The organism is Nonomuraea sp. NPDC005501 (assembly GCF_040605905.1).
In the GTDB taxonomy this organism is placed as follows: Bacteria; Actinomycetota; Actinomycetes; order Streptosporangiales; family Streptosporangiaceae; genus Nonomuraea.
In genome coordinates this window covers 104458-127589 of record NZ_JBEXDT010000006.1, presented here as the reverse complement: position 1 = coordinate 127589, position 23132 = coordinate 104458, and the positions used below count along the sequence as shown (strand labels likewise).

General features: G+C 72.6%; 22 protein-coding genes. 14 read left to right on the top strand and 8 right to left on the bottom strand.

Annotated features, from left to right (window positions below; genetic code table 11):
- Positions 1 to 3: 3 nt before the first annotated feature.
- Positions 4 to 1140 carry a nitronate monooxygenase family protein gene (locus tag ABZS51_RS06200; RefSeq protein WP_355437005.1) on the top strand — a complete coding sequence of 379 codons (1137 nt, stop codon included), beginning with the start codon at positions 4 to 6 and terminating at the stop codon, positions 1138 to 1140.
- Positions 1141 to 1219: 79 nt separating this feature from the next.
- Positions 1220 to 1849 carry a DUF4126 domain-containing protein gene (locus tag ABZS51_RS06195; RefSeq protein WP_355437003.1) on the top strand — a complete coding sequence of 210 codons (630 nt, stop codon included), beginning with the start codon at positions 1220 to 1222 and terminating at the stop codon, positions 1847 to 1849.
- A gap of 151 nt (positions 1850 to 2000) precedes the next feature.
- On the opposite strand, the gene ABZS51_RS06190 is transcribed toward ABZS51_RS06195, so the two are convergent.
- Positions 2001 to 2822, bottom strand: coding sequence for an alpha/beta fold hydrolase (locus tag ABZS51_RS06190; RefSeq protein ID WP_355437001.1), 822 nt, complete (start codon positions 2820 to 2822; stop codon positions 2001 to 2003).
- Between the two features lie 166 nt (positions 2823 to 2988).
- Here ABZS51_RS06190 and ABZS51_RS06185 point away from each other — a divergent pair, with 166 nt between their 5' ends.
- Together ABZS51_RS06185 and ABZS51_RS06180 are read left to right on the top strand one after the other, a co-directional pair.
- Entirely contained in the window at positions 2989 to 3594 is a 606-nt protein-coding gene (locus tag ABZS51_RS06185) for a hypothetical protein (protein WP_355436999.1), read from the top strand.
- Between the two features lie 54 nt (positions 3595 to 3648).
- On the top strand, positions 3649 to 4221 hold the full coding sequence (locus tag ABZS51_RS06180) for a Uma2 family endonuclease (RefSeq protein WP_355436997.1): 573 nt from the start codon (positions 3649 to 3651) through the stop codon (positions 4219 to 4221).
- A gap of 22 nt (positions 4222 to 4243) precedes the next feature.
- Here the strand turns inward: ABZS51_RS06180 and ABZS51_RS06175 are convergent, their stop codons facing one another.
- From ABZS51_RS06175 to ABZS51_RS06155, 5 genes are read right to left on the bottom strand one after another with little or no spacing between them, the layout of a single operon-like run.
- Positions 4244 to 5248 carry a glycosyltransferase family 2 protein gene (locus ABZS51_RS06175; RefSeq protein ID WP_355436995.1) on the bottom strand — a complete coding sequence of 335 codons (1005 nt, stop codon included), beginning with the start codon at positions 5246 to 5248 and terminating at the stop codon, positions 4244 to 4246.
- Complete coding sequence (locus ABZS51_RS06170) at positions 5245 to 6471, bottom strand: hypothetical protein (protein WP_355436993.1); 1227 nt, start codon at positions 6469 to 6471, stop codon at positions 5245 to 5247. The genes ABZS51_RS06175 and ABZS51_RS06170 overlap by 4 nt, the downstream gene beginning before the upstream one ends.
- Complete coding sequence (locus ABZS51_RS06165; protein WP_355436991.1) at positions 6468 to 7292, bottom strand: hypothetical protein; 825 nt, start codon at positions 7290 to 7292, stop codon at positions 6468 to 6470. The genes ABZS51_RS06170 and ABZS51_RS06165 overlap by 4 nt, the downstream gene beginning before the upstream one ends.
- Before the next feature lie 34 nt (positions 7293 to 7326).
- Positions 7327 to 8343: a hypothetical protein gene (locus ABZS51_RS06160; RefSeq protein ID WP_355436989.1), complete on the bottom strand. Its 1017-nt coding sequence runs from the start codon at positions 8341 to 8343 to the stop codon at positions 7327 to 7329.
- Positions 8340 to 9362 (bottom strand): GNAT family N-acetyltransferase, encoded by a 1023-nt coding sequence (locus ABZS51_RS06155; protein WP_355436987.1) that lies wholly within the window; start codon positions 9360 to 9362, stop codon positions 8340 to 8342. The genes ABZS51_RS06160 and ABZS51_RS06155 overlap by 4 nt, the downstream gene beginning before the upstream one ends.
- A gap of 72 nt (positions 9363 to 9434) precedes the next feature.
- Between ABZS51_RS06155 and ABZS51_RS06150 the strand changes: the two genes are divergently transcribed.
- The 4 genes from ABZS51_RS06150 to ABZS51_RS06135 all read left to right on the top strand — a co-directional run bounded on the left by ABZS51_RS06150 (position 9435) and on the right by ABZS51_RS06135 (position 13355).
- On the top strand, positions 9435 to 10466 hold the full coding sequence (locus ABZS51_RS06150) for an NAD-dependent epimerase/dehydratase family protein (RefSeq protein WP_310716674.1): 1032 nt from the start codon (positions 9435 to 9437) through the stop codon (positions 10464 to 10466).
- Positions 10463 to 11674, top strand: coding sequence for an ATP-grasp domain-containing protein (locus tag ABZS51_RS06145; protein ID WP_355436984.1), 1212 nt, complete (start codon positions 10463 to 10465; stop codon positions 11672 to 11674). The genes ABZS51_RS06150 and ABZS51_RS06145 overlap by 4 nt, the downstream gene beginning before the upstream one ends.
- Positions 11664 to 12503: a hypothetical protein gene (locus ABZS51_RS06140; protein WP_355436982.1), complete on the top strand. Its 840-nt coding sequence runs from the start codon at positions 11664 to 11666 to the stop codon at positions 12501 to 12503. The genes ABZS51_RS06145 and ABZS51_RS06140 overlap by 11 nt, the downstream gene beginning before the upstream one ends.
- Before the next feature lie 147 nt (positions 12504 to 12650).
- Complete coding sequence (locus tag ABZS51_RS06135) at positions 12651 to 13355, top strand: hypothetical protein (RefSeq protein WP_355436980.1); 705 nt, start codon at positions 12651 to 12653, stop codon at positions 13353 to 13355.
- A gap of 66 nt (positions 13356 to 13421) precedes the next feature.
- Here ABZS51_RS06135 and uvrB read toward each other — a convergent pair whose 3' ends face one another.
- On the bottom strand, positions 13422 to 15530 hold the full coding sequence (gene uvrB / locus ABZS51_RS06130) for an excinuclease ABC subunit UvrB (RefSeq protein ID WP_310716652.1): 2109 nt from the start codon (positions 15528 to 15530) through the stop codon (positions 13422 to 13424).
- A 180-nt stretch (positions 15531 to 15710) separates the two neighbouring features.
- On the opposite strand from uvrB, the gene ABZS51_RS06125 reads away from it, so the two are divergent.
- From ABZS51_RS06125 to ABZS51_RS06100, 6 genes are all read left to right on the top strand, one after another.
- Positions 15711 to 17288, top strand: coding sequence for an SPFH domain-containing protein (locus tag ABZS51_RS06125; protein ID WP_355436977.1), 1578 nt, complete (start codon positions 15711 to 15713; stop codon positions 17286 to 17288).
- On the top strand, positions 17285 to 18535 hold the full coding sequence (locus ABZS51_RS06120) for an SPFH domain-containing protein (protein WP_355436975.1): 1251 nt from the start codon (positions 17285 to 17287) through the stop codon (positions 18533 to 18535). The genes ABZS51_RS06125 and ABZS51_RS06120 overlap by 4 nt, the downstream gene beginning before the upstream one ends.
- 40 nt (positions 18536 to 18575) lie before the next feature.
- The gene (locus ABZS51_RS06115; RefSeq protein WP_310716646.1) at positions 18576 to 19349 is read left to right on the top strand and encodes a sporulation protein; all 774 of its coding nucleotides are present in this window, start codon (positions 18576 to 18578) and stop codon (positions 19347 to 19349) included.
- 138 nt (positions 19350 to 19487) lie between these two features.
- A complete protein-coding gene (locus ABZS51_RS06110; protein WP_310716644.1) occupies positions 19488 to 20528 on the top strand; it encodes a hypothetical protein in 1041 nt (346 codons plus the stop codon).
- Between the two features lie 7 nt (positions 20529 to 20535).
- Positions 20536 to 21150, top strand: coding sequence for a hypothetical protein (locus ABZS51_RS06105; protein ID WP_355436972.1), 615 nt, complete (start codon positions 20536 to 20538; stop codon positions 21148 to 21150).
- 9 nt (positions 21151 to 21159) lie between these two features.
- Entirely contained in the window at positions 21160 to 21984 is an 825-nt protein-coding gene (locus ABZS51_RS06100) for an inositol monophosphatase (RefSeq protein WP_355436970.1), read from the top strand.
- Here ABZS51_RS06100 and ABZS51_RS06095 read toward each other — a convergent pair.
- Entirely contained in the window at positions 21953 to 23125 is a 1173-nt protein-coding gene (locus tag ABZS51_RS06095) for an SLC13 family permease (protein ID WP_355436968.1), read from the bottom strand. The genes ABZS51_RS06100 and ABZS51_RS06095 overlap by 32 nt on opposite strands.
- Positions 23126 to 23132: the final 7 nt, after the last annotated feature.

Sequence of the window (23132 nt, the reverse complement as noted above, 5' to 3'; positions counted from 1 at the left end):
TCCATGCGCACCGCCATCTGCGAGCGTCTGGGCGTCGAGTTCCCGTTGTTCGCCTTCAGCCACTGCCGCGACGTCGTGGCCGCGGTGACGAACGCCGGCGGCTTCGGCGTGCTCGGCGCCATCGCGTACACGCCCGAGCAGCTCGACACCGAGCTCACCTGGCTCGACGAGCGGGTGGGCGGCCGGCCGTACGGCGTGGACGTGCTGCTGCCCGGCAAGGTCGACGCGTCGGCGCTCGACGCCGAGGCGCGGCTGGCCGACGCCGTCCCCGAGCGGCACCGCGACTTCGTCACGCACCTGATGTCCAAGTACGGCGTCGGCGGGTCCGGCGGGCCCATCGGCGGGCCCGGGATCGGGTCGCCCGACGAGCTCGGCCGGCGGGTGACCGCGGCGGGCGCGACCGGGCTGATCGACGTGGCGCTGAAGCACCCCGTCGGCCTGGTCGCCAGCGCGCTCGGCCCGCCGCCTCCCGAGCTGGTCGAGAAGGCGCGCGCGGCCGGGGTGCCGGTCGCGGCGCTGGTCGGCACGGTGGAGCACGCGCGCAGGCAGGTGGCGGCGGGCGCCGACCTCATCGTGGCGCAGGGGACGGAGGCCGGCGGGCACACCGGTGAGATCTCCACGATGGTGCTGGTGCCCCAGGTCGTGGACGCGGTCGGGCCGGTGCCCGTGCTGGCGGCCGGCGGGATCGCCTCCGGGCGGCAGATGGCCGCCGCCCTGGCGCTGGGCGCCGAGGGCGTGTGGTGCGGCTCGGTCTGGCTGACCACGGAGGAGGCGGAGACGGCGCCCGCGGTCAAGCGCAAGATGCTGGCCGCGTCCTCGCTCGACACCGTGCGCTCCCGCTCCCGCACCGGCAAGCCGGCCCGCCAGCTCAGGTCGGCGTGGACCGACGAGTGGGACTCCGGCCAGGAGAGCCCCGGCCCGCTGGGCATGCCGCTGCAACTGCTCGTCGCCGAGTCGGCGATGGCCCGCATCGGCGCCGCCGCCGAGCGGGGCGAGCCGGGGGCGCTGGATCTGGCCAACTACTTCGTCGGCCAGGTCGTGGGCCAGCTCGACCAGGTGCGGCCGGCGCGCGAGGTGGTGTACGCCATGGTCAGCGAGTTCGCGGACGCGGTGGAGCGGCTCGGCCGGCTGTCCGGCTGACCCCGCCGGGCCCGGCCGTCCCGCTCTCCGCGGCGCTCCGGGCCCGCCGCGAGGCGGGTCCGCGGGGCAGACTGTATCCATGCTCGCTGCTCTGACAGGGCTCGGATTGTCGACGGCCGCCGGGTTGAACGCCTACATCCCGCTGCTCGTGGTGGGGGTGCTCGCCAACGTCACCGACGCGGTGAAGCTGCCCGACGGCTACTCCTGGCTGTCCAACTGGGGGGTGCTCGCCGTCATCGCCGTGCTCCTCGTCGCCGAGATGGTGCTCGACAAGGTGCCGGCGGTCGACACGGTCAACGACATGATCCAGACCGTGGTACGGCCCGCGGCGGGCGGCGTGGTGTTCAGCGCCACCAGCGCCGCGGCCGAGCTGGACCACTCCACCTGGATGGCCGACAACCCGTGGGCCGGGTGGCTGCTCGGCATCGTGCTGGCCCTGGCCGTGCACGCCCTGAAGGCCGCCGCCCGCCCGGTGATCAACGCGGGCACGGCCGGGGTGGGCGCCCCCGTGGTCAGCACCGTGGAGGACGCGGGATCGCTCGGGATGAGCCTGGTCGCCGTGTTCGCGCCCGTGCTGGTGATCATCGGGGTGCTGCTGTTCGCGCTGGTGGGCTGGTGGGGCGTCCGCAAGGCCCGGCGGGTCCGGGCACGCCGGAAGGCCGCTCGCGCGTCATCCCGCGGGCTGATGGACGCTCCCCCGCCGGGATGACGCGCCGCGGGCTCGCCCGCTCGTACGATCGCCGTGCGGATTCAAGGGAGGACCCGTGTGGGCGCCCCGTGGCCCCCGCCCCGGCGCCCACACGCTCCCCCGCCCGTTCCGGACCGCTCTTCCCGGCTCCGTCTCCGCGGCGATCCCGTGGTCACAGGTGGCCGGCGACGATCTCCCGCGCCCACCCCCTCACGACCTCCACGAACTCCGCGGGCCGCTCCTCGTGCAGCCGGTGGCTGGAGCCCTCCCAGCAGACGACCTTCGACCCGGGATGCTTGAGCAGCCCCGCCTCCCAGAGCGCCCTGGCCGGATCGGCCCAGATCGACAGCACGGGGCAGTGCCGGCGGGCCAGGTACTCGTCGCTGTGCGGCCTGACCCCCATCGACCCGGGCAGCGCGAACATGGCCTCGAACGCCTGCGCCAGCACGTGCGGGGGCATCCCGTACAGCCTGCGCCGGTGCCAGCGCCGGATGACGGCGGGCGTGGCGGCGTTCGTGCACCACCGGTCGAGCCGCACGGCGACCTCGGTCGCGTTCTCGCCGCGCAGTCCGGCGATCGTCCGGGGGAACCCGCGCGCGACCTCGGGGCTGATGCCGTACCCGGGGTCGACGGCGACGACGCCGGCGACCCGGTCCGGATGCTCGACGGCGAGGATGGAGGCGATCTGGCCGCCCATGGAGTGCCCGACGACGATCGCCTCGGGCACGCCCAGGGCGTCCAGCAGCGCGACCAGGTCCCCGGCCATGGCGCGCGGGGTGTTCCCCTCGGCGGGGACCGACGAGTAGCCGTGGCCGCGCAGGTCCACCGCGATCACGCGGTGCTCGGCGGCGAGCGCGTCGATGTGCCAGGACCACTGGTGGGAGTCGGCGCCCCATCCGTGGACGAGCAGCAGCGGCGGCCCCGCGCCCGCCCCGTCGTCGGTGTGGAACAGCCTGACCGCGCCCTGGTCCGTCTCGACCGTCGTGTACGGCACGGGCCCGCCTCCTCGCGTCCGCTCTCCCGTCGACCCCGCCGGGCTACGAGGACTGAACCACAGCCTCCGGTCGCCAATCAAGGGCTTGCTTGGTTATCCGCTGCGCCTCTTTTCCTCGTCCGCGCCTCCGGCGCACTATCCTCGAAGGGAGAACCGCGAGCGGGAGGTGGACACGATCGGCGAGGTCCTTATCATCGTGCTGGCGATCCTGGCCTTCCTGCTGCTGGTGACCGGTGTCGGCGTGTACTTCCTGGTCAAGCTGGGCCGCAGGGCCGCGGTCACGGCGAAGCAGGCGACGACCCGGCTGACCACCCACGTCAACGCCATGGGCGCCGGCGAGGCGGCCGAGGTCGAGCGGCTCCGGCTGGACCTGCGGCGCGAGGTGTCGCTGACCCGCCAGGCGGTGCAGACCGCCCAGCAGCAGGGCTGGGGCCTCGGCGACCTGCCGCAGCTCCTCGCCGACCTGTCACGGCAGGCCGACGTCCACGACGCCCAGCTCGGCATGTACGCCCAGCAGCTGCGCGTGTCCGCGTACGTGGACCACGTCACGCTCGGCAAGCTCCGGGAGCACCAGGCGAAGCTGACGGCGATGTGCGCCCGCATCCGCGCCGACCTGCTCGGCCACCAGGTCCAGCACGCCTCGGCCGGCATCGACGACCTGCACGTCCGCACGGACCTGGAGATCGAGGCGCGCCGCGGCGTCCCGGACCCGCTGGACGAGATCGACCACCTCTACCGCCGCTCCACGGAACGACGCGAAGACCACTCCTGACGACCGCGCTCCGTGGCATCCTCACCACGACGGGTGGCCAGAGAGGGGCGGGCGGTGGACGAGCTTCCGGAGTGGTCGTACCCCGGCCCGCCGGGCGGCTGGACCGCCGACATGCTCGACCGGCTTCCGCAGGACGTGCCCCGGGGTGTGGAGCTGATCGACGGCGCGCTCGTGTGGATGCCGTCGCAGACCGGCTCCCACATGCTGACCGTGCGGCTGCTGGAGCAGGCGCTCTCCGTTCCCGGTGAGTTCGCCGTCGCCCGGGGGATGACCGTCACCCTCGATCACCGTCAGCGGCCCAGGCCTGACCTCCTGGTCGTGCGCCGGCCGGCGCTCACCCTGACGGCCAGGACCTTCATGCCCGAGGACGTCCACCTGGTGACCGAGGTGGCCTCGGAGGCGTCGATCGACCGGGACCGCACCACCAAGCCCGCCAAGTACGCCCAGGCGGGCATCGAGCATTTCTGGCGCGTCGAGGAAGCGGACGACCGGCTTGTGGTCTACACGTTCGAGCTGGAGCCGGCCGTCAAGGCGTACGTCCCGACCGGCATCCACCGCAAGCGCCTGGAGACCTTCATCGGCTTCGAGGTGGACATCGACCTCGACCTCGCGCGCGTCATCGGCTGACCGCCGCCCCCGGTTCGTCCGGTCATTCCCTCCCCGTCCGGCTCGGCACGCTGTCGTCCGCCGCGAGGCCCGGGGCACGGCCGGGAGGAGGAGGGCTGGGCAGGCCGCCGGTGAGCGTGTCCTCGGGGCGCAGCGCCAGGTTGGCGTCCCGGACGAAATACGGCCGCAGGCGTCCGGTGTCGCGAAGCAGCCGGTGGAGGTAGCGTCCCACCAGCGCCAGCGCCGCCAGGCTCAGCCCGCTGAGCAGGAGCTGGGTCGCCGCGACGAGGTGCCCGGCCTCCGCACCGGCGTACGCCGGCACCGCGAGCGCCAGGGCGAGCGCGCCGCCGAGCACGGCCGCCGCGTACACCGCGTTGAGCGGTCGTAAGGAGAAGCCGAAGAACAGCTCGAAGGAGTGCGCGGCCAGCCGGGCCAGGCGGAGCCGGGAGCGGCCCGCCGTCCTGGGCCGGTGCGTGACCGGCGCGACCGCGTACCGGGCGCCGACGAGCGGCACCGCCGGGATGAACCAGGGCAGCCGCAGGTCGGTGATCGTGCGGGCCACGCCGGTGCGCACCAGCCTGAAGGTGGAGGCGCCCCTGGGCATGTCGATGCCGAAGACGCGCCGGGCCGCCCAGTGCAGGGCCGCCGAGCCGCCCCTGCGGACCAGCGGGTCGCGCCGGCCACGCCGCTCGCCGAACACCACGTCGTAGCCCTCCTCGGCCTTGGCGAGCAGGGTCCAGATCTCCTCGGGCGGCACCTGGAGGTCGGCGTCGCACTGGACGGTCCACGGCTGGCCCGCGTACCGGAACCCGGCGGCCATGACCGCGTCGATGCCGAAGTTGCGGGTGAAGGACAGGTACCGCACGCGCGGATCCGTCCGCGCCAGGCGGCGGATCCGGTCGAGGGAGTCGTCGGTGCTGCCGTCGTCGACGAACAGGATCTCCAGCTCGTCGATCTCCCTGAGCGCGCCGACCAGCTCCCTGTGGGCGACCTCCACCTGTTCGCCCTCGTTGAAGCACGGCACCAGCACGGTCAACCCGGTCTTCACATCCGCCTCCCCAGCATCGTTCCCAGGACGAAGCCCTGCGCTCCGAGCGCGTACACCGCACCGGCCGCCCCCGCGAACGGGATCACCAGCGCGCCCAGCACGGCCACCACGGCCCAGGACATGACGACCGCCTTCGCGCAGGCGCGCAGCCCGGCCTTGCCGGTGTTCTCCAGCAGGAAGACCGCGAAGCCCGCCAGCGCGTTGACGGGGAGCAGCGAGGCCAGCAGTCCGCCGAGCGCGACCAGCGAGCGGGTCCCGGCCAGTCCGCCGGCGAGGGCCGTCCCCGCGACCACCAGCCAGGCGCCGCCGATCCAGACGGACAGCAGGGCGACCCGCCGCGCGAGCTCGCGCACCTGCCCGGCGCCGGACGAGCCCGTCCGCAGCGCCAGCCTGGGCTGGTAGATCCGCTGCAGCGTGTAGATCACGGACGTGGCGAAGCCCCAGACGAGGATCATCATGTAGAAGTCGCCGCTCTGGTCCGCGTGGGAGGTGAGCGACAACTCCACGAACAGCGTGCCGACCATGGCGTTGCCCATCACGTCGACCGCGCCCATCAGCATCACCGTGCCGGCCACGATGCCGCGCAACGTCCGGCGCGGCGGTCCGGCCGTCCGCGCTTCGGGGCGGTCCCGGGCCCCGGCCGGCAGCCCGCGCAGCAGGGCCAGGTTCAGCACCGTGACCAGTACCAGCAGCCCGGCCAGGTATCCGGCCGGCCGGAGATGCGAGGTGAACGCCAGGCCGGCCATGCCGATCATGCCGAGGCCGAGGAGCGAGAAGTGGGCGGTGTCCCGGGTGTACCTGCCCAGGGCGCGGTGCAGGGCCACGCCGAGCATGCCGCAGCCGAGGGAGACGTAGTACGCGACGGCCAGCAGGTAGATCGTGACGGTCGAGTGCGGCGCGAGGACGAGTCCGGCCACGGCCGCCGCGGTGAACGGCAGCGGTCCGCGGGCGACGACGGCGCGCAGCATCCCGGTGATGTGGTCACGGGTACGGCGGGCCCGCGGGATGAGGGTCAGCGCCGCCTTCTCCGGGCCCGACTGGACCACCATGCAGAGCCAGCCCACCGCACCCACCGCGGCCGCGTACGCGTTGAAGTCCTCGCGGCTCCACGCGGCGACCAGCACGCCCGCGGAGCCGTACAGCAGGAGGCGGAAGGTGGCGCGACCGCCCAGCAGCGTCAGCAGGCGACGGGGGCCGATGCTGTGGGACGCGGCGGCGGTCACGGGGCGCCCGCGCCGGCTGCCGGATCGGCCGCCAGGTCGGCCGCGACGGCGTCGCGCAGGGGACGGGCGCCCGTCCTCAGGTAGGCGAGCAGGGCCTCGCGGATGCGGTCGTCGCCGAACCGGTCGCGCACGCCCGGCACCGACGGCCCCTTGTCCACGCCGAACAGCGCGCAGAACAGGGCCCGGACCTGCTCCGTGGTGAACGACTCGGGCGGCTTCAGCAGCTCCTCGACCGACTCGGCGGCGGGCGCTGGCGACGGGGGCGCCTCCAGCCAGGTGGTGGAGCGGCCCGCGGTGGCGAGCCAGCGGCGTAGGTGGCCGACCCGTTCGGCGACGAGGACCGGATCCTGCCCGGCCAGCCTGGACGCGGCGAGCCCGGCGTCGTAGCAGGTCGCGTGCAGCGCGGCGCACACCTTGGAGAAGGCCGGGGGCCTCGCGGGCAGCAGGTCGAGGGGGACCTCGCTGACCCGTTCGAGGGCGGCCCGAGCCTCGGCCGAGGTACGGGCGGCGACGACGAGGGCGTCGAAGTCCTTGTACCAACGCGCGAGCGTGGCCCGGTCCGGCGCGTCGGGGACCGGTGCCTGCCCGGCTTCCTCGCGCACCCAGCGGACCATGCGGGCGGGCATGAACGCCGCCAGCGGATCACCCTGCGGCGCCGCGGGCGGCTCACGGCCGGCGGCCGGGCCGACGGCGGAGCCGGGGGCGGAGTGCGCGGCGGGGATCGCGCCGGGCGGGAACACCGCGCCGCAGGAGCGGCAGGAGTATCGGGCCGGCCGCAGGCGCCGCCTGATCAGCGACGGATGCGGGTGCCCGCATTGCACGCAAGTCACGAGAGTGTCCAAGGTCGGAGGGGTGTCAGAGCGGTACGGCCAGCGCGGAGGAGGGAACGAGCTCCGCACCGAGGTCCCTCTTGGCCTCCGCCTGCCCCTTGCCGAGGACCAGCCCGGTCTTGCCGGCGCCGATGGCCCACTCGACCATCCGGACGTAGCCGTCGAAGTAGAGGTGCTTGCGCCCGCCGTCCTCCGGGGGGAGGGCGCCCCAGCTCAGGCACACCGGCCATCGGGGGTGGTCCAGGATCAGGGACAGGCCGAGGAGCCGCCCGCCGCCGTCGCGGTAGGCGATCGCCACGACCTCGTCGCCGCCGACCAGGGCTTCGAGGTAGGGCAGCGGCAGCGGGGCGAGCGGGAAGAGCCTGTTGCGGTGTTTGAGGTCGTTCTCGGCGCGCAGCGCGGCGGCCTCCGAACCGGTGACCAGCTCGCGGGCCGGCCCCACCTGGACCGACAGGCCGGGATCGGCGGAGAAGCCCCTGGCGCGCCGCCTGAGCGAGTCGCGGCGGGCGCGGTCGAGCCGGGCGTACCAGTCGTCGATGCCGGTCCGTGGGGTGGCCAGCCGGGCGAGCGGCTCGGTCGGCAGGTTGACCCGGACCCGGCCGGGCAGCAGCGCGGGCTCGCCGGGCGACACCTCCCGCCACACGAAGCTCCGCCAGCCCGCGCCCAGCTCCCGGCGGACGCCGCTGACGTAGCCGCGCAGCAGCTCGCGTCGCCGTTCCGGATCGAGGTCGCCGGCGAACCACCATCCCTTCTGGGAGCGGTTGCCCGGCGCGTGGACGTCGAGGATCCCCGCCGGGTCGCGACGGCCGGCGTAGAGCCCTCTGCGGGGCCGGAGGCCGCGCAGGGACGCCGACACGGCGCCGACCGCGACCCCGTCCTCGCGCAGGACCGTCAGGAGGACGGGCGCCTGTGCGGCCCAGGCGTAGGCCCGCAGCAGGTCGTAGCGCCAGGTGACGCACTGGCCGGCCGCGGTGCGCAGGCGCTCCCAGTCGGCGGGCTCGGGGTCCTCGCGCGGGTCGACGATCTGCAGTGTGAGGCTCATCCCATCGCCCACCGGGGGACGGCGACGACGGACATCGGGACGTACTCGAAGCCCATCGACTGCTTGACGTCCACCCGGCCCCGGCCGAAGAGCACCTGCTTGACGCCCGCTTCCATCGCCTGCCGGACGATCCGCACGTGGGTGTCGAAGTAAAGGTCCTTGCGGCCGCCCTCCTCCGGCCGCAACGCCGCCCACGGCCCGCTCACCGGGGAGGTCGGATGGTCGTAGACGAGCGCGAAGGCCAGGAGCCGCTTTCCCTCGCGATAGGAGATGACGCGAACGTCGTCGCGCCGGAGCAGGGTGGCGAAGTAGGCGGCGGGCAGCGGCGCCCGGGGGTCGAGGCGGGTCGCCAGCCGGGCCGTGTGCCGGAGATTCAGCTCGGCCATCTCCACCGGGTCCAGGTCGGTCTGCCCGCCGCCCTCCAGGACGGTCAGATCGGCGGCCCCGGCGACGGTCGCGATCTGGCGGCGCAGCGACTTCCTGCGATTCTTGCTGAGGGAGCCGAGCCATCCCTCCACCGACGACCAGCGCAACGGCATGACCGTACTGCCCGGAGACTCCCGGGTGAGCGCGCCCCGGCGGGCGACGAGGGGTACGCAGGGGTCGGTCACCATGCGGTACACCACGCCGGCGAGCCCCCATCCGAGGTGGCGCCGTGCCGCGCGCTCGAACTGCCGGAGCAGCCGGGCGCGGGTCTCCGGCGACAGGTCGCCGGCGAAGTGCCAGGTCGGCCCGTTGGAGTGGGCCGGCAGGCGGACGTCGAGCAGGATCGGCTCCCGGCGGCGGCGCGGGGCGCGATGGGAGTTCGGTAATCGCAGGCCGAGGTAGACGGCGCCGACCACGCCGGTGACGCGACCGCCGTCGCGGAACACCGCCAGCAGAGGACGGGCCCATGATCCTTCGGACGACGCGGCGATGACGTCGTAGGCCCAGACGGCGGTCAGGCCCTCGGCCTGCCGGAACTCCTCCCAGCCTGGCGGCTCGGGGTCGCGGCAGGGGTCCAGTACTTCCAGGTGCACTCGGTTGCCCTCGATGGCGAAATGATCACAAGATGGATACGAAGCGTTGTTTGGTGACGATTGTCGCAGAATATGTCTCCAGTGATCACGTCGTGCGCGTCCGACACCCTTGATGCGCGTCCACAAACCGTGCACTCACACACAAGGGACGGCATGAAGGTTGGAGTAACCGGCGGAAACGGATTCATCGGCCGGTATGTATGCGAGGAACTCGCATCGCGCGGCCACGTTCCGCTTGTGTTCGATCACAGGGGGCACGCGGAACGCGACCTTCCCTGGGAGGTCATGCGAGGCGACATTCGGGACGCCACGACCATGACGGAATTAGCTGCCCATTGTGATGCGATCGTGCATTTAGCGGCCGTTCTCGGCACCCAGGAAACCATCACCAATCCGCGTCCGGCCGCCGAGACAAACCTCATGGGCGGGCTCAACTTCCTGGAAGCGGTCGCCCAGTACGACCTGCCCGGCGTCTACATCTGCGTGGGCAATCACTGGATGGACAACAGCTACTCCATCTCCAAAACGGCTGTGGAGCGTTTCGTCCGCATGTTCAACGCCCACCGCGGGACGAGGGTGAACAACGTCCGGGTCGTCAACGCCTACGGCCCCCGCCAGCAGGCCGCACCGCCGTTCGCCCCCGGCAAGGTCCGCAAGATCACGCCCGCCGTCGTCTGCCGGGCGCTGAGCGGGATGCCCGTCGAGCTGTACGGCGGCGGCACCCAGGTCTCGGACATGGTCTGGGTCGGAGACGTGGCGCGGGCGCTCGTCTCCGCCCTGGAGACCGCCGCCGCCGGAGAGGTGCTCGACCACGTCGTGGAGGTCGGCCCCACCTCGTCCTCCACCATCCGCGAGGTCGCCGAGCTCGTCATCGACCTGTGCGAGGCCCGCGGCTACCCGCGCGTGCCCATCGCCGACCTGCCGATGCGGCCGGGAGAGACGCCCGACACGGCCGTCACGGCCCAGACCAAGACGCTCCTGTCGGTGGGCATCGAGCCCAGCTCGCTCGTCTCCCTCGACGAGGGCATGGCCCGGACCGTGGACTGGTTCATCGAGAACCGCGGCATCCACTGGAACGTCCCCGGCGCGGTGGCCACGGCGTGAAGCGACTCGTCATCCTGGGCGGCTCGGACGGAACGATCAGCTCCTTCCGGGCGGCCCGGCGGCTCGGGCTGGCCACGATCTGTGTCGACATGCGCGCCGACGCGCCCGGAGTGCGCGAGGCGGACGAGTTCCTGCACCTCAGCACCCGTGACGTGGAGGCGGTGACGGCCGCGCTGCTCGGCCGTGACGACGTGGTCGGCATGCTCGCCCCGGGAACCGACATCAACCTCCCCTCCCTGGTCGAGGTGACCGAGCGGCTCGGGCTGCCGTGCGGGCTCTCGGCTGCCACGGGCGGAGCCTCTCCGGACGCTCCCGCGCTCCGGGCGTCGGTGGACAAGGCGTACTTCCGGGAGGTCTGCGCACGGGTGGGGCTCGGCGGGCCCGCCTACGTCAGCGGCACCGCCGCCGAGGTCCTGCGCGACACGGCTCGCCCCGCCTTCCCCGTCATCGTCAAGCCCGTCGACTCCGGCAGCTCACGGGGGATCACGGTCTGCGCGGCCCCGTCGGAGCTGGCCGCCGCCGTCGAGGCCGCGGCCGCCGTCTCCCCCACGGCGACCGTGATCGTCGAGGAGCTGGTGACCGGCCGGGACCTGTGCGGTGAGGCGTTCCTCCAGGACGGCAGGGTCGCCCTGCTGGGGCTCAGCGACCGCGTGGTGGCGGCTCCCCAGGTCGTCGCCGTCGGCCACGACATGGCCCCCCGCGAAGAGGCGCTGACCCGCGAGGTCACGCGGCAGCTCGAACTGGTCTGCGCCGAGGTCGGCTACACCGACGGCCCCCTCAACCTCGACCTCTTCGTCACCGGCGACACCGTCGTGCTGATCGAGATGGGCGCCAGGATCGGCGGCAACGGCATGGGTGAGGCACTCGGCCTCATGTACGGCGTCGACACCGTCGCGGCCGCCGTCCTGCTGGCCATCGGCGAGCGCCCCGAGCTCTCGCCCCGGTGGACCAGGCACGCGTCCGTCCGCATGCTCCGCTCCCCCTCCGCGGGCACCCTCGTGGCGCTGGACGGCCTGCCGGACGCGCTGGCGCTGCCCGGCGTGGCCGACGTGGTGGTCACCGCCTCGCCCGGCGAGCGGGTCGTGCCGTACACGGAGTGCCGGGCCAAGCTGGGCTACGTGCTGGCCTCCGGGGCGTCGGCCGCCGAGGTCGCGCGGGTGCTGGCCGCCGTCGAGGACCTGGTCCGGGTCAGCGTCGATGCGGGCTGAGTTCTCGGCGACGCGCTGGGAGCGGGCCTACCGCCGCGTCGTCTCCACGGCGTTCCGGCGGGTGCCCTTCTACCGGGACCAGTGGGTGGCGGCGGGCCGGGCCCTCGACGAGCCCGAGCCCACGCCCTCCGCCGCGCTGACGGGCCAGTTGTTCCGGCTGTGCCCGTTCGCGCTGCCGTTCGACCCCTCCCGGGAGCCGTCGCTGTGGACGGGCGACGGCTCGGACCTGCGGGACGCGCTGGCCCTGGCGGGCGTGCCGCGCCGGACCCCCGTGCTGGAGGTGCGTGCCGCGGTGCTCGACCGGCGCACCCTGGCCGCGCCGCCGTTCGCCTGGCGCGGCCCCAGGTACGGGGTGCTGCTCGGGCCGGACGCCAAGGTCGTTGACGAGAGCCGCCGCCACGCGCTGAACGCCGCCGCGCTCCGGCTGGCCGCCGAGGCGGGGCGGGCGGTCGTGGTGGGCGAACGGGCCGCGCTGGACGCGGTCCTGCCGGAGCTGACGGGTGTCCGGGTCAGCGTCGTCGAACGCCTGTCCCTCGCCCAGGCCGCCAAGGTGGGGGACGCGCCGGTGCGGGCGGGGGACGCGGCGGTCGTGCACGACCCGCGCCTCGGCTACCTCGCCTCGGTCGTTCCCGGTTGCGGCAGGACACATCTGCTGTGGCGGCACTTCCACGCCCGCCCCGCCGGGGGGACGCTGACGTTCACCGCGCTGCGCCGCCGAAGACCCATGCTGGTCAACGTGGTCCCGGACGACCCCGGGACGCCGGCCATCGCCGTCTGCCCGGAACACGGCACCCCCACTGTCTCCACGCCGGCCCGGACACCCGCTTAGACACCCGCCTGGAGACACGACGTATCGGCCACCCACGTCCCGGCACCGTCCCTGCCGGGAGCGACCTCCTGGCACTCACCGTCCCGGCCCCCTCCTGCCGGCATCCATCCTCGGCACTCACCGTCTCGACGCACTGACAGGGAACCCATGCTGTCCTCTCCGATCACGCGCCCGTCCACCCCGTTCTGGCGAGACAACGGGGCGGCGCTGCTCATGGGAGCTCTGGCGGCGGCACTGGCCGTCATGGTCAGGTTCGTCATCCCCTACGAGCGGGAGATCACCTCGGCCTGGATGCTCCTGGTCAAGCTGACCCCCCAGATCGCCGCCTGCGTCGCCGTCGCGTGGCTGGACGTGGCGTGGGCGCGGTGGCTGCGGCTGCACCTGGTGACGCTGCCCGCGATCTTCCTGGGCTTCCTCTGCTACTTCGTGCCCAAGACGTTCATGACCGCGCTGGACATGGTGGACGGGTCAGCGGTGTTCGAGGACCTTTACCTGCATGTGGTGGTGTTCGTACCGTTCCTCATCGTCGGACTGGTGTTGTCCTACCGGGTCGGCGGCGGCTCGCGGGAGGGAGTGCTGCGGATCGGGGCAGCCATGACGATCCTCCAGATGTCGGGCCTGGAGGACCTGGTGGCGGTCGTCATGAACCGGCGGCTGAACGGGATCCCCGAGGTCTGGGACTGGGCGCACCACATGACGGTCCGGCTGGGGCATCCCGCGACGCGGAACGAGGCATACGCCTTCATCGCGGCGCACGTCGTGCTCGCCGTCCTGACGCTGGCGCTCCCCCGGCGGTGGCTCGCCGGGCTCGGCCGCCGGCTGCGCCCCACCCGAGCCCGCTCGGGCGTCTAGCCTCCCCACCTTCGAGCTGGAGCCGGCCGCCGGGGCGCGGCTCCGGACGCCTCCGCCGGGATCCCGCTACCTGACGCCGGCCTCCTTCATGTCGCGCAGTTCGCGCTTGAGCTCCTTGATCTCGTCGCGGAGCCGGGCCGCGACCTCGAACTGCAGGTCCGCCGCCGCCTGGTGCATCTGCTCCGTCAGCGACTCGATGAGCGTCTCCATCTGCGCCCGCGGCATCTCGCCCGCGATGGCCTTGGCGTGCTGGCCGGCCTGCCTGGCGGCGAAGCCGGGCACCGGCGCCTTGCCGCGCGACTGCTGACGGCCGCCGCCGAGCAGGCGGTCGGTGTCGGCGTCCTCGCGCTGCAGCGAGTCGAGGATGTCGGCGATCTTCTTGCGCAGCGGCTGCGGGTCGATGCCGTTGGCCTCGTTGTAGGCGATCTGCTTGGCCCGGCGCCGGTTGGTCTCGTCGATGGCCCGCTCCATCGACGGCGTGATCTTGTCCGCGTACATGTGGACCTGGCCCGAGACGTTACGGGCGGCGCGGCCGATGGTCTGGATGAGGGAGGTCTCCGAGCGCAGGAAGCCCTCCTTGTCGGCGTCGAGGATGGCCACCAGCGACACCTCGGGCAGGTCGAGGCCCTCGCGCAGCAGGTTGATGCCGACCAGCACGTCGTACTCGCCGACGCGCAGCTCGCGCAGCAGCTCGATGCGGCGCAGCGTGTCGACCTCGCTGTGCAGGTAGCGCACCCGGATGCCGAGCTCCAGGAGGTAGTCGGTGAGGTCCTCGGACATCTTCTTGGTCAGGGTGGTGACCAGGACGCGCTCGTCGCGCTCGGCCCGCTCGCGGATCTCGTGGACCAGGTCGTCGATCTGCCCCTTGGTGGGCTTGACGACCACCTCGGGGTCGACCAGGCCGGTCGGCCGGATGACCTGCTCGACGACGTCGCCCTTGACGCGGCCCAGCTCGTAGGAGCCGGGCGTGGCCGACAGGTAGACGCTCTGCCCGATGCGCTCCAGGAACTCCTCCCACTTCAGCGGCCGGTTGTCCATCGCCGACGGCAGGCGGAAGCCGTGGTCGACCAGGGTGCGCTTGCGGGAGGCGTCGCCCTCGTACATGGCGCCGATCTGCGGCACCGTCTGGTGCGACTCGTCGAGGACGAGCAGGAAGTCCTCGGGGAAGTAGTCGAGCAGGGTGTTGGGGGCGCTGCCCGGCTCGCGGCCGTCCATGTGGCGCGAGTAGTTCTCGATGCCGGAGCAGGTGCCGATCTGGCGCATCATCTCGATGTCGTACGTGGTGCGCATGCGCAGCCGCTGCGCCTCCAGCAGCTTGCCCTGGCGCTCCAGCTCGGCGAGCCGGTCGGCCAGCTCCGCCTCGATGCCGCGCACGGCCGCCGACATCCGCTCCTCGCCGGCCACGTAGTGGGAGGCGGGGAAGATGTAGAGCTCCTCGTCCTCCGTGATGACCTCGCCGGTCAGCGGGTGCATGGTGGACAGCTTCTCGATCTCGTCGCCGAACATCTCGATGCGGACGGCGAGCTCCTCGTACTTCGGGATGATCTCGATCGTGTCGCCGCGCACCCGGAACGTGCCCCGGGTGAAGGCCAGGTCGTTGCGGGTGTACTGCATGTCGACGAGGCGGCGCAGCAGCCGGTCGCGGTCGATGTCCATGCCGACGCGCAGCCGGGTCATGCGGTCGACGTACTCCTGCGGCGTGCCCAGGCCGTAGATGCACGACACGGAGGCGACCACGATCGTGTCACGGCGCGTGAGCAGTGAGTTGGTCGCCGAGTGGCGCAGCCGCTCGACCTCGTCGTTGATCGAGGAGTCCTTCTCGATGTAGGTGTCGCTCTGCGGGACGTACGCCTCGGGCTGGTAGTAGTCGTAGTACGAGACGAAGTACTCGACGGCGTTGTTGGGCAGCATCTCGCGCAGCTCGTTGGCGAACTGGGCGGCGAGCGTCTTGTTGGGCTGCATGATGAGCGCGGGGCGCTGCAGCCGCTCGATCAGCCACGCGATGGTGGCGGTCTTGCCCGTGCCCGTGGCGCCCAGCAGGACGTTGTCCTTGGCCCCGGCCTTGACGCGGCGCTCCAGCTCGGCGATGGCCGCCGGCTGGTCGCCGGAAGGAGTCATCTCGGTGACGACCTCGAAGGGCGCCACCTTCCGCTGCAAATCAGTGACCGGTCGCATGCTGCCACTGTAGGTCGCGCCACCGACAGAACCGCCCGCCGGTGGGGCTCGCGGCGGGCGACGCCGCGCTCGGACTCCGGCGGCGCGATATCGCAACAGACCTGTGAGATCGCACTGCAAGCGAACAGCAAGTCCCACCCGATACGGTCGAAACCGCCTGTAGCGGAAAAGGAAGGTGCTATGTCACGACCCAGAGAGGCTCTCGTCCAAGCGGGCCAGGGCGTCGCCCAGGCCGTCATGCAGGGAGGTGACTTCAGGCAGGCGGCCGGTCAGGTGGCGGGCCAGCTGATGAGCCAGGCGGGTCAAGCCGGCGGCCAGGCACCCGGATTCGCCCTCAACCCGCACGACTTCGCCGCCGCCCGTGACGGCGGCGCGTCGGTGGGCACGCTCATCGAGGCGCGCACCGCGTCGTTGAACGAGGCCGGCGAGATCATCAACCGCAGCTTCGCCGAGAACGGCATGCACGTCATCTCGCCGGTGGTGATCCCCAAGGGCAGCACCGCCAAGGTCGTGGTGCCGCTGGGCATCCTCGTGGTGCTCGGCCTGATCGGCGCCCTGGGCAACGTCATCCCCCGGACCGAGCTGCTCTTCGGCCCCCACTACTGGGTGGTGCTCGTGCTGGCGGCGGCGTTCCTGTGGTGGCGCCGCAGCGTCGTCATGGTGCCCGAGGGCTGCAAGGCGCTGATCACCAAGTTCGGCAAGCTCGTGCACATCGCCGACCCGGGCCGCGTGACCCTGATCAACCCGTGGAAGCGGGTCAGCTACATCGTCAACACCACCCGCGAGTACCCCTTCAACGCCCCCATCCGCGAGGCGCCGACCCAGCAGGGCGTCAAGGCCAGCGTCGACCTGTTCCTCCAGTTCAGGATCGAGAACCCGGCCGAGTTCATCTTCGTGCTCGGCTCGGTCAGCGGCTTCCAGTCCAAGCTGCAGAACGCCATCAGCGAGGTCACCCGCTCCCTCATCTACGCCCAGCGCGCCGAGGACATCTACGACCTGGTGGGCGAGAGCACGCTCGGCATGCTGGAGAGCCTCAACCAGCAGTTCCTGCCGGCCGTGCGGCTCACCGACGTCAACATCACGCACGCCGAGCCGTCCAGCCAGGAGTACCGCATGGACCTCGCGGCGCCCGAGATGGTGCGGGTCGCCAAGGAGGCCTACACCTACGAGTACGAGCTCCAGCTGCGCAAGGAGCAGAACGAGGGCGACCTGGTCAAGGAGCTGGCCGGGCTGCACGAGACGCTCAGCGCCATCCAGGCGGAGATCGCCGGCTACCAGGCCCGCATGGACACCGCCCTCGAACGCGCCTCCCACCAGGCCAAGGCCCAGGCCAGGCAGCGGCTGGTCGAGGCGGAGTCCACGGCCAACGCCAACTCGGCGCTGCTGGAGGCGCAGGCCCTCGACATCCGGGCGCTGAGCGCCGCCGAGGCGCCGGAGATCCTCGACTACCGCTTCCAGCAGGACCTGCTGGACAAGCTGGAGTCGGTCTCGTCGCGGCTGCCCCAGGTGGTGCAGGTGGGCGAGCGGACCGACATCGACTTCCTGGAGCTCGCCCAGCAGCTCGTCGGGGGTCGGGGCGCGACGCTGTTCTCGGCCGAGGACATGGCGGCGATCCGGGGCAGGCTGTCGGCGATCGGCGAGCGCGTGCGCGTCCGTGAGGCGGAGATCGCCGCGCTGCTCGGCAGGGCGGCCGACGTGGACGCCTCAGCGGTGGCGCCGGTGACGGTGGACGTGATGACGGAGGGTGAGGTCCGATGAGCGGCCGCGAGTTCTCGAAGATCAAGGAGTCGCTGGCGTCCTGGTCCGACATCCGCCAGCTCCTGCGCGGCGGCGAGCAGGGCCAGCTCGTGCCCGTGGTGATCCCCAAGGACCGGCGCGGGTTCGCCTGGATGACGCTGGTGTTCCTGGCGGTGTACTTCGCCGGGATGGCGGTGGTGACCGACGTCCGGACCCTGCCCGCGCTGGCCGCGCTGCTCCTGCTGGCGCTGGCGGCCGTGCTGATGTGGCGCAAGGCGATCATCGAGATCGAGGAGGGCACGACGGGCGTCCGCAGCCGCTGGGGCGCGATCACCGGCACGCTTCCGCCCGGCCGGCACTACCTGTGGCTGCCGTGGGACCGGGTGGACGCGGTGGTCGACACCTCCACCGAGATCCCGTACTCGGCGCCCATCGTGGCCTGTCCGACGGCCGAGAACGTGCCGCTGAAGTCGATCGAGTTCTTCCTCAAGTTCCGCATCGTGGACCCGGTCGCGTTCGTGCGGACCATCGGCGCTGGCAACTTCGACCTGGTGCTGGCCAGTGCCGTGCAGGACGCCATCCGGCAGCGCAGCCGCCGCGTCCAGACCGAGCGCGCGTACGACCTGCGCGGCTCGGACGTGGGCGACATGCAGGAGGCGCTCAACCGCCAGCTCGGCCGGTACGGCGTGCGCGTGACCGGCGCGAACATCCCCGACGTGCAGCTTCCCGACCAGTACCAGCAGCACCTGGCCACCCGGGAGAAGGTGGCCAAGGAGCTGTCGGCGTACGAGCGGGAGTGGGAGCTGACCCGCAAGCGCCGCATCGACACCCTGCTCATGGAGATCGAGCGCTCCAAGAAGACCCGTGACGCCCGCGTCGTCGAGGTCAAGGCCGCCCACAACACGGCGCGCAAGGACGTGGCCCGCATGCTGGAGGAGCAGGAGACCGAGGCGCAGCGCGTGCGCTGGGAGATCGAGGCGCGCGGCCGGGCCGAGCTGACCTCCGCCGAGAACGAGGCCAAGGCGCTGCGCCGGCTGGCCGAGTCCTACCGTGACAACCGGGCCGTGCTCCAGTACGAGCTGGCCCGCCGCCGCCTCGACGTGGGCGCCAAGCTGGCCGAGAGCGCTCCGCAGCCGCTGGTGGTGCGCACCCAGCAGGGCTCGGGCGACGCCTCGGCCCTGTCCACGATGCTGCTGGCCCAGTTCCTCCCCCGCATCTCGGGCCAGGTGGCCGCCCCCAACGGCGCCACTCCCCCCGCCCAGCGCTGATCCGCCGGCGCTGCAACCGAACGCATAGGAGAAGGACCCCATGGTGTTCCGCAAGCTGATGGCCGCGTTCGGCGCGGGCGTCGAGGTCGACACGGTGCTGTCCGGCACCACCGTCCGCCCGGGTGACCCGCTGCGCGGCGTCGTGAACTTCCGCGGCGGCGGCTCCGACTACAAGGTCGAGGGCATCCACCTCGACCTGACCGCCGTGGTCGAGGTCGAGAGCGGCGACAACGAGTACAAGACCACGTACAGCTTCCTGCGCCAGCAGGTCGCGGGGGCGTTCCAGCTCGCCGCGGGGGCGCAGCACAGCCAGCCGTTCGAGCTCCAGATCCCGTGGGAGACGCCGATCAGCACCGTCGGCGGGCACCCGCTGCACGGCATGCGGCTCGGCGTGCAGACCGAGCTGGCGCTGGCGGGCGCGCTGGACAAGGGCGACCTCGACCCGCTGTACGTGGACCCCCTGCCGGCGCAGCAGCACCTGCTGGGCGCGCTGGACCGCATGGGCTTCCACTTCAAGAAGGCCGACCTGGAGCGGGGCACGCTGTACGGCTCCACCATGCCGTTCTTCCAGGAGATCGAGTACCACGCCGGCGGCCAGTGGCGGCGGTACTTCAACGAGCTGGAGCTGACGTTCATCGCGGGGCCGCGGCAGATGGACGTCATCCTGGAGGCCGACAAGCGGGGCGGGTTCCTGACCTCCGGCCACGACGCCTACAACCGCTTCACGGTCCGCTACGACGCCGGCCCCGGCACGGCCGACCAGGCGCTGCAGCACGGCCTGGAGCAGATGGCCCGCCACCGCGGCTGGTTCTGACGCGTCCCGGAGGGGGCCGCGCCACGGCCCCCTCCCCCCGGCGCGCGGCGACCGTATCTTCCGCGAGCTGGCACGGGCCTGGGGCGATCGTTACCATGGCGCTCGGGGACTGAACGATCGTCGGATGCGGGGCCAGCGATGTCACGGTTCAGGTCGGCGTGGAGCCGGGTCGCGCCATGGGCGGCCCAGAACGCCGACGGGGCGATCGCCCTCGTCCTGGCCATCGTCGTCGGCGTGCTCGGCATCATGCCCGACGAGGTGTTCGGTCCCAAGGGCGCCGAGGTGCAGCAGCAGCTCGTCAGCGCCGCCACGCTGGTGATCCTCGCGCTCGTGGCCACCGCGCTGCTGCGCGACCGCGTCCGGCAGGCGCCCGTCGAGGAGACGATCACCTCCGGCGCGCTCGCCGAGCTCCCCGCCCGGCTGGCCCGGCTGGACGAGATCGACGGCCTGGTCGCCGGCACCCGCAAGGCGCTGGACGTGCTCCAGCTCGTCCGGGTCCTCGGCAGCCGCCAGGAGATCGCCCAGGCCCACGCCGAGGCGCGCGAGGACACCACCCGATGGAGCTTCAAGGGCGGCACCGGCACCTACCTGCGGGCCGTCACCCTGCCCCGGTGCGTCGCCGCGGCCCGCCGGGTGAAGCGGCACCTCACCGTGCGCGTCGAGATCGTCGACCCGACCAACGCCGAGGTGTGCGAGACCTACGCCCACTACCGGCGGTCGCTGTCCGACACGCCCGACGGCACGGGCGAGACGTGGACGACCGACCGGGTCAGGAAGGAGTCGTACGCGACGATCCTGGCCGCGTTCTGGCACCGGCAGCGCTACGGCCTGCTGGACATCGGGGTGGGCCTGTCGGCGACGATGACGACGTTCCGCTGGGACCTGTCGGCGACCCGGCTCATCATGACCGTCGAGGACCCCAACCGGGCGATGACCGCGCTGGCCGGCACGTTCTTCTACGAGAACTGCGACACCGAGCTGCGGCTGAGCTTCGAGCAGGCGCGCCGGGTGCCGCTGGAGAAGTACAAGAAGGTGCCGCTCAGCGACGAGCCGACGGTCGAGGAGGTCCAGGAGCTGTTCGAGCGCATCGGCGTGCCGCTGCCGCGCTCGTACAACGAGCACGACGTGGTGGACATCGCCCGCAAGGCGCTGCGCGCCGTGAATCCGTACGGGGGGTGAGCGGGGAGTGGGCCACGACGACGTCTACCGGGAGCTGGCGGGGGGCCGGGCCGGCGAGTGGGCGCTGAAGGCGCTGTCCGGCGAGGTGCGGGCCGTGCGCCACCCGCTCGGGTTCGTCTGCCTGCCGGTGGAGCGCTCGGGCGGCGACGGCGTGTGCGTCCACCTGTGGTCCGGGGCGCTGGCGCACGCCGAGAGCACCACCTCGCAGATCCACTGCCACAGCTGGGACCTGTTCAGCCACGTCCTGTACGGCCAGATCCGCAACGTCCACGTGGACGTGGCCGACGCCGGGCCCGACGCCACCCACCGGGTGTTCGAGGTGGTCAGCGACCCGGGCGGCGACCACATCAGCCCCACCGGCCGCACCGTGCGCCACGCGACGGGCCTGGTCGAGGTGTTCGGCCCCGGTGACAGCTACACGCTGCGCGCCGGCCGCTTCCACAGCAGCGTGGTGCCGGAGGGCGGCGAGGCGGCCACGATAGCCCTGGGCCGGGGCAGGCGGGGCAGCCGCGACCTGTCCCTCGGCCCGCTGGCCGGCCTCGGCCACCACGTCTCCAGGCAGCCGCTCGACCCGGAGGAGACGGCCCACGCCGTCCGCCTGATAGCCGCCCACCTGACCTGAGGGGTGCCGATGGACCTACAGCACGCTCGCGCGGTCGCCGTCGAGGCCGCCGAGGCCGCCGGGCGGCTCATCCGGAGCGGCGCCGGCGGCGCGCTCGGGGTCCGCGCCAAGGGCCGCTCCGGCGACGTGGTGACCGATCTCGACCTCGCCTCCGAGAAGCTGCTGCTGGAGCGGGTCCTGACCGCGTTCCCGTCGCACACGGTGATCGCCGAGGAGTCGGGGCTGCTGGGGGCGCGCGACGGCGAGTGGACGTGGCTCGTCGACCCGCTCGACGGCACCAACAACGTGGCGATCGGCCTGCAGGCGTACGTGGTCGGGGTGGCCCTGTGCCGGGGCGGGCGGCCGGTGCTGGGCGTGGTCCACGACCCGGTCGCCGGGCAGACCTGGTCGGCGGTGCGGGGCGAGGGCGCGCTCACCTCGTCGGGGGCGCGGCTCGCGCCGCCGTACCACGCGACGCCGCACGGGCCGCTGCTGGCCTGGACGCAGGGCTACGCCGTCTCCCGCGGCGACGCGGCCGTGCTCGGGCTGAAGGCCGGGCTGGAGGGGCACGCCCGCAGGATGCTGCAGCTCTGGGCGCCGCTGCTGCAGTGGGCGATGCTGGCCAGGGGCGACATCGACGGCTTCGTCGGCTACCGGGCGGAGGCGGTGGACCTGCCGGCCGGGGCGCTCATCGCGCGGGAGGCGGGCATCGAGATCCGGGCGCTGGACGGCGGGCCGTTCGAGGAGCGTTTCGACGGCCCGGCGGAGGACCGCAGCTTCGTCGCCGCCCACCCGCGCGCCCTGCCCGCCCTCCTCGACGTGGTCAGGAGGTCAGGACGAGCGCCCACACCGTGACGAGGAGGCCGGCGACGGCGAGGCCCGCGCCGGTCAGCAGGAAACGGCGCATCGGCACGCGCACGTCGTGGCGGCGGCACGACTCGAACCACAGCAGCGTGGCCAGCGAGGCCCACGGCGTGATGACGGGGGCCACGTTCGTGCCGATGAGCAGGGCGAGGAGCTGGTCGCGCTCGCCCGAGGGGATGACCTGCTCGACGGCCTTGTAGGCGGGCAGGTTGTTGATGGTGTTGGCGAGCCCGCCGCCGACGGCGGCCGTGCGGTAGGGGTCGTGGCCCGTGCCGAGCATCCAGCTCATCAGGTCGGCCAGTCCGTACCTGCTGAGGGTGGGGACCACGAGGAACAGGCCGGTCACGAAGATGAGGAGCTGCCACGGGATCAGGCCCCAGGTGAGCCGCTTGCGGGCGCGCAGCGCGTAGGCGGCCACGACGATGAGCGCGGCGGCGGGCGCGGCGACGCCGACCTGGACCTTGAGCAGGAGCGCGACGATGAACAGCACGCAGGCCGCCGAGGCGACGGCGAACAGCACCCGGTCGCCGACCGGCTCCAGCAGCGGCGGCGTGTAGCGCAGGTCGCGGCGCTCGCCGCGCCGCCAGTAGAACACCCACAGGAACGCCATGGTCACGACGATGGAGGCGATCTGCGGGGCCCACATGCGGGCGGCGAACTCCTGCGCGTCCAGGCCGATCTTCTGCATGCCGAGCAGGTTGGTGAGGTTGGAGACCGGCAGCAGCAGGCTCGCGGTGTTGGCCAGCCAGATCGTGGTCATGGCCAGGGGCAGGGGGGCGATGCGCGCCTTGGGGGCCAGGGCCAGCATGACCGGGGTGAGCAACACCGCAGTCGTATCAAGATTCAGAAATATCGTGACGAAGGATGCGAAAGCCGTACAGAGGAGGAAAAGGGCGGCGTAGTTGCCGCGTCCCAGCACCGCCATCCGCGCCGCGATGACGTCGAAGACCTGGGCCTCCTTGGTCAGCTCCGCCAGCACGATGATCCCCACCAGGAACACCAGCAGCGGCCCGATGTCGTCCAGGCTCTCGGCGGCCTCGCTCAGCGGGAGCAGCCCGCTCGCCACGAACAGCACACCGAGCGCCAGGAGGCCGATCCTGATCCAGTCGAGCACGCCGAGACGCCGCCACACCCGACGA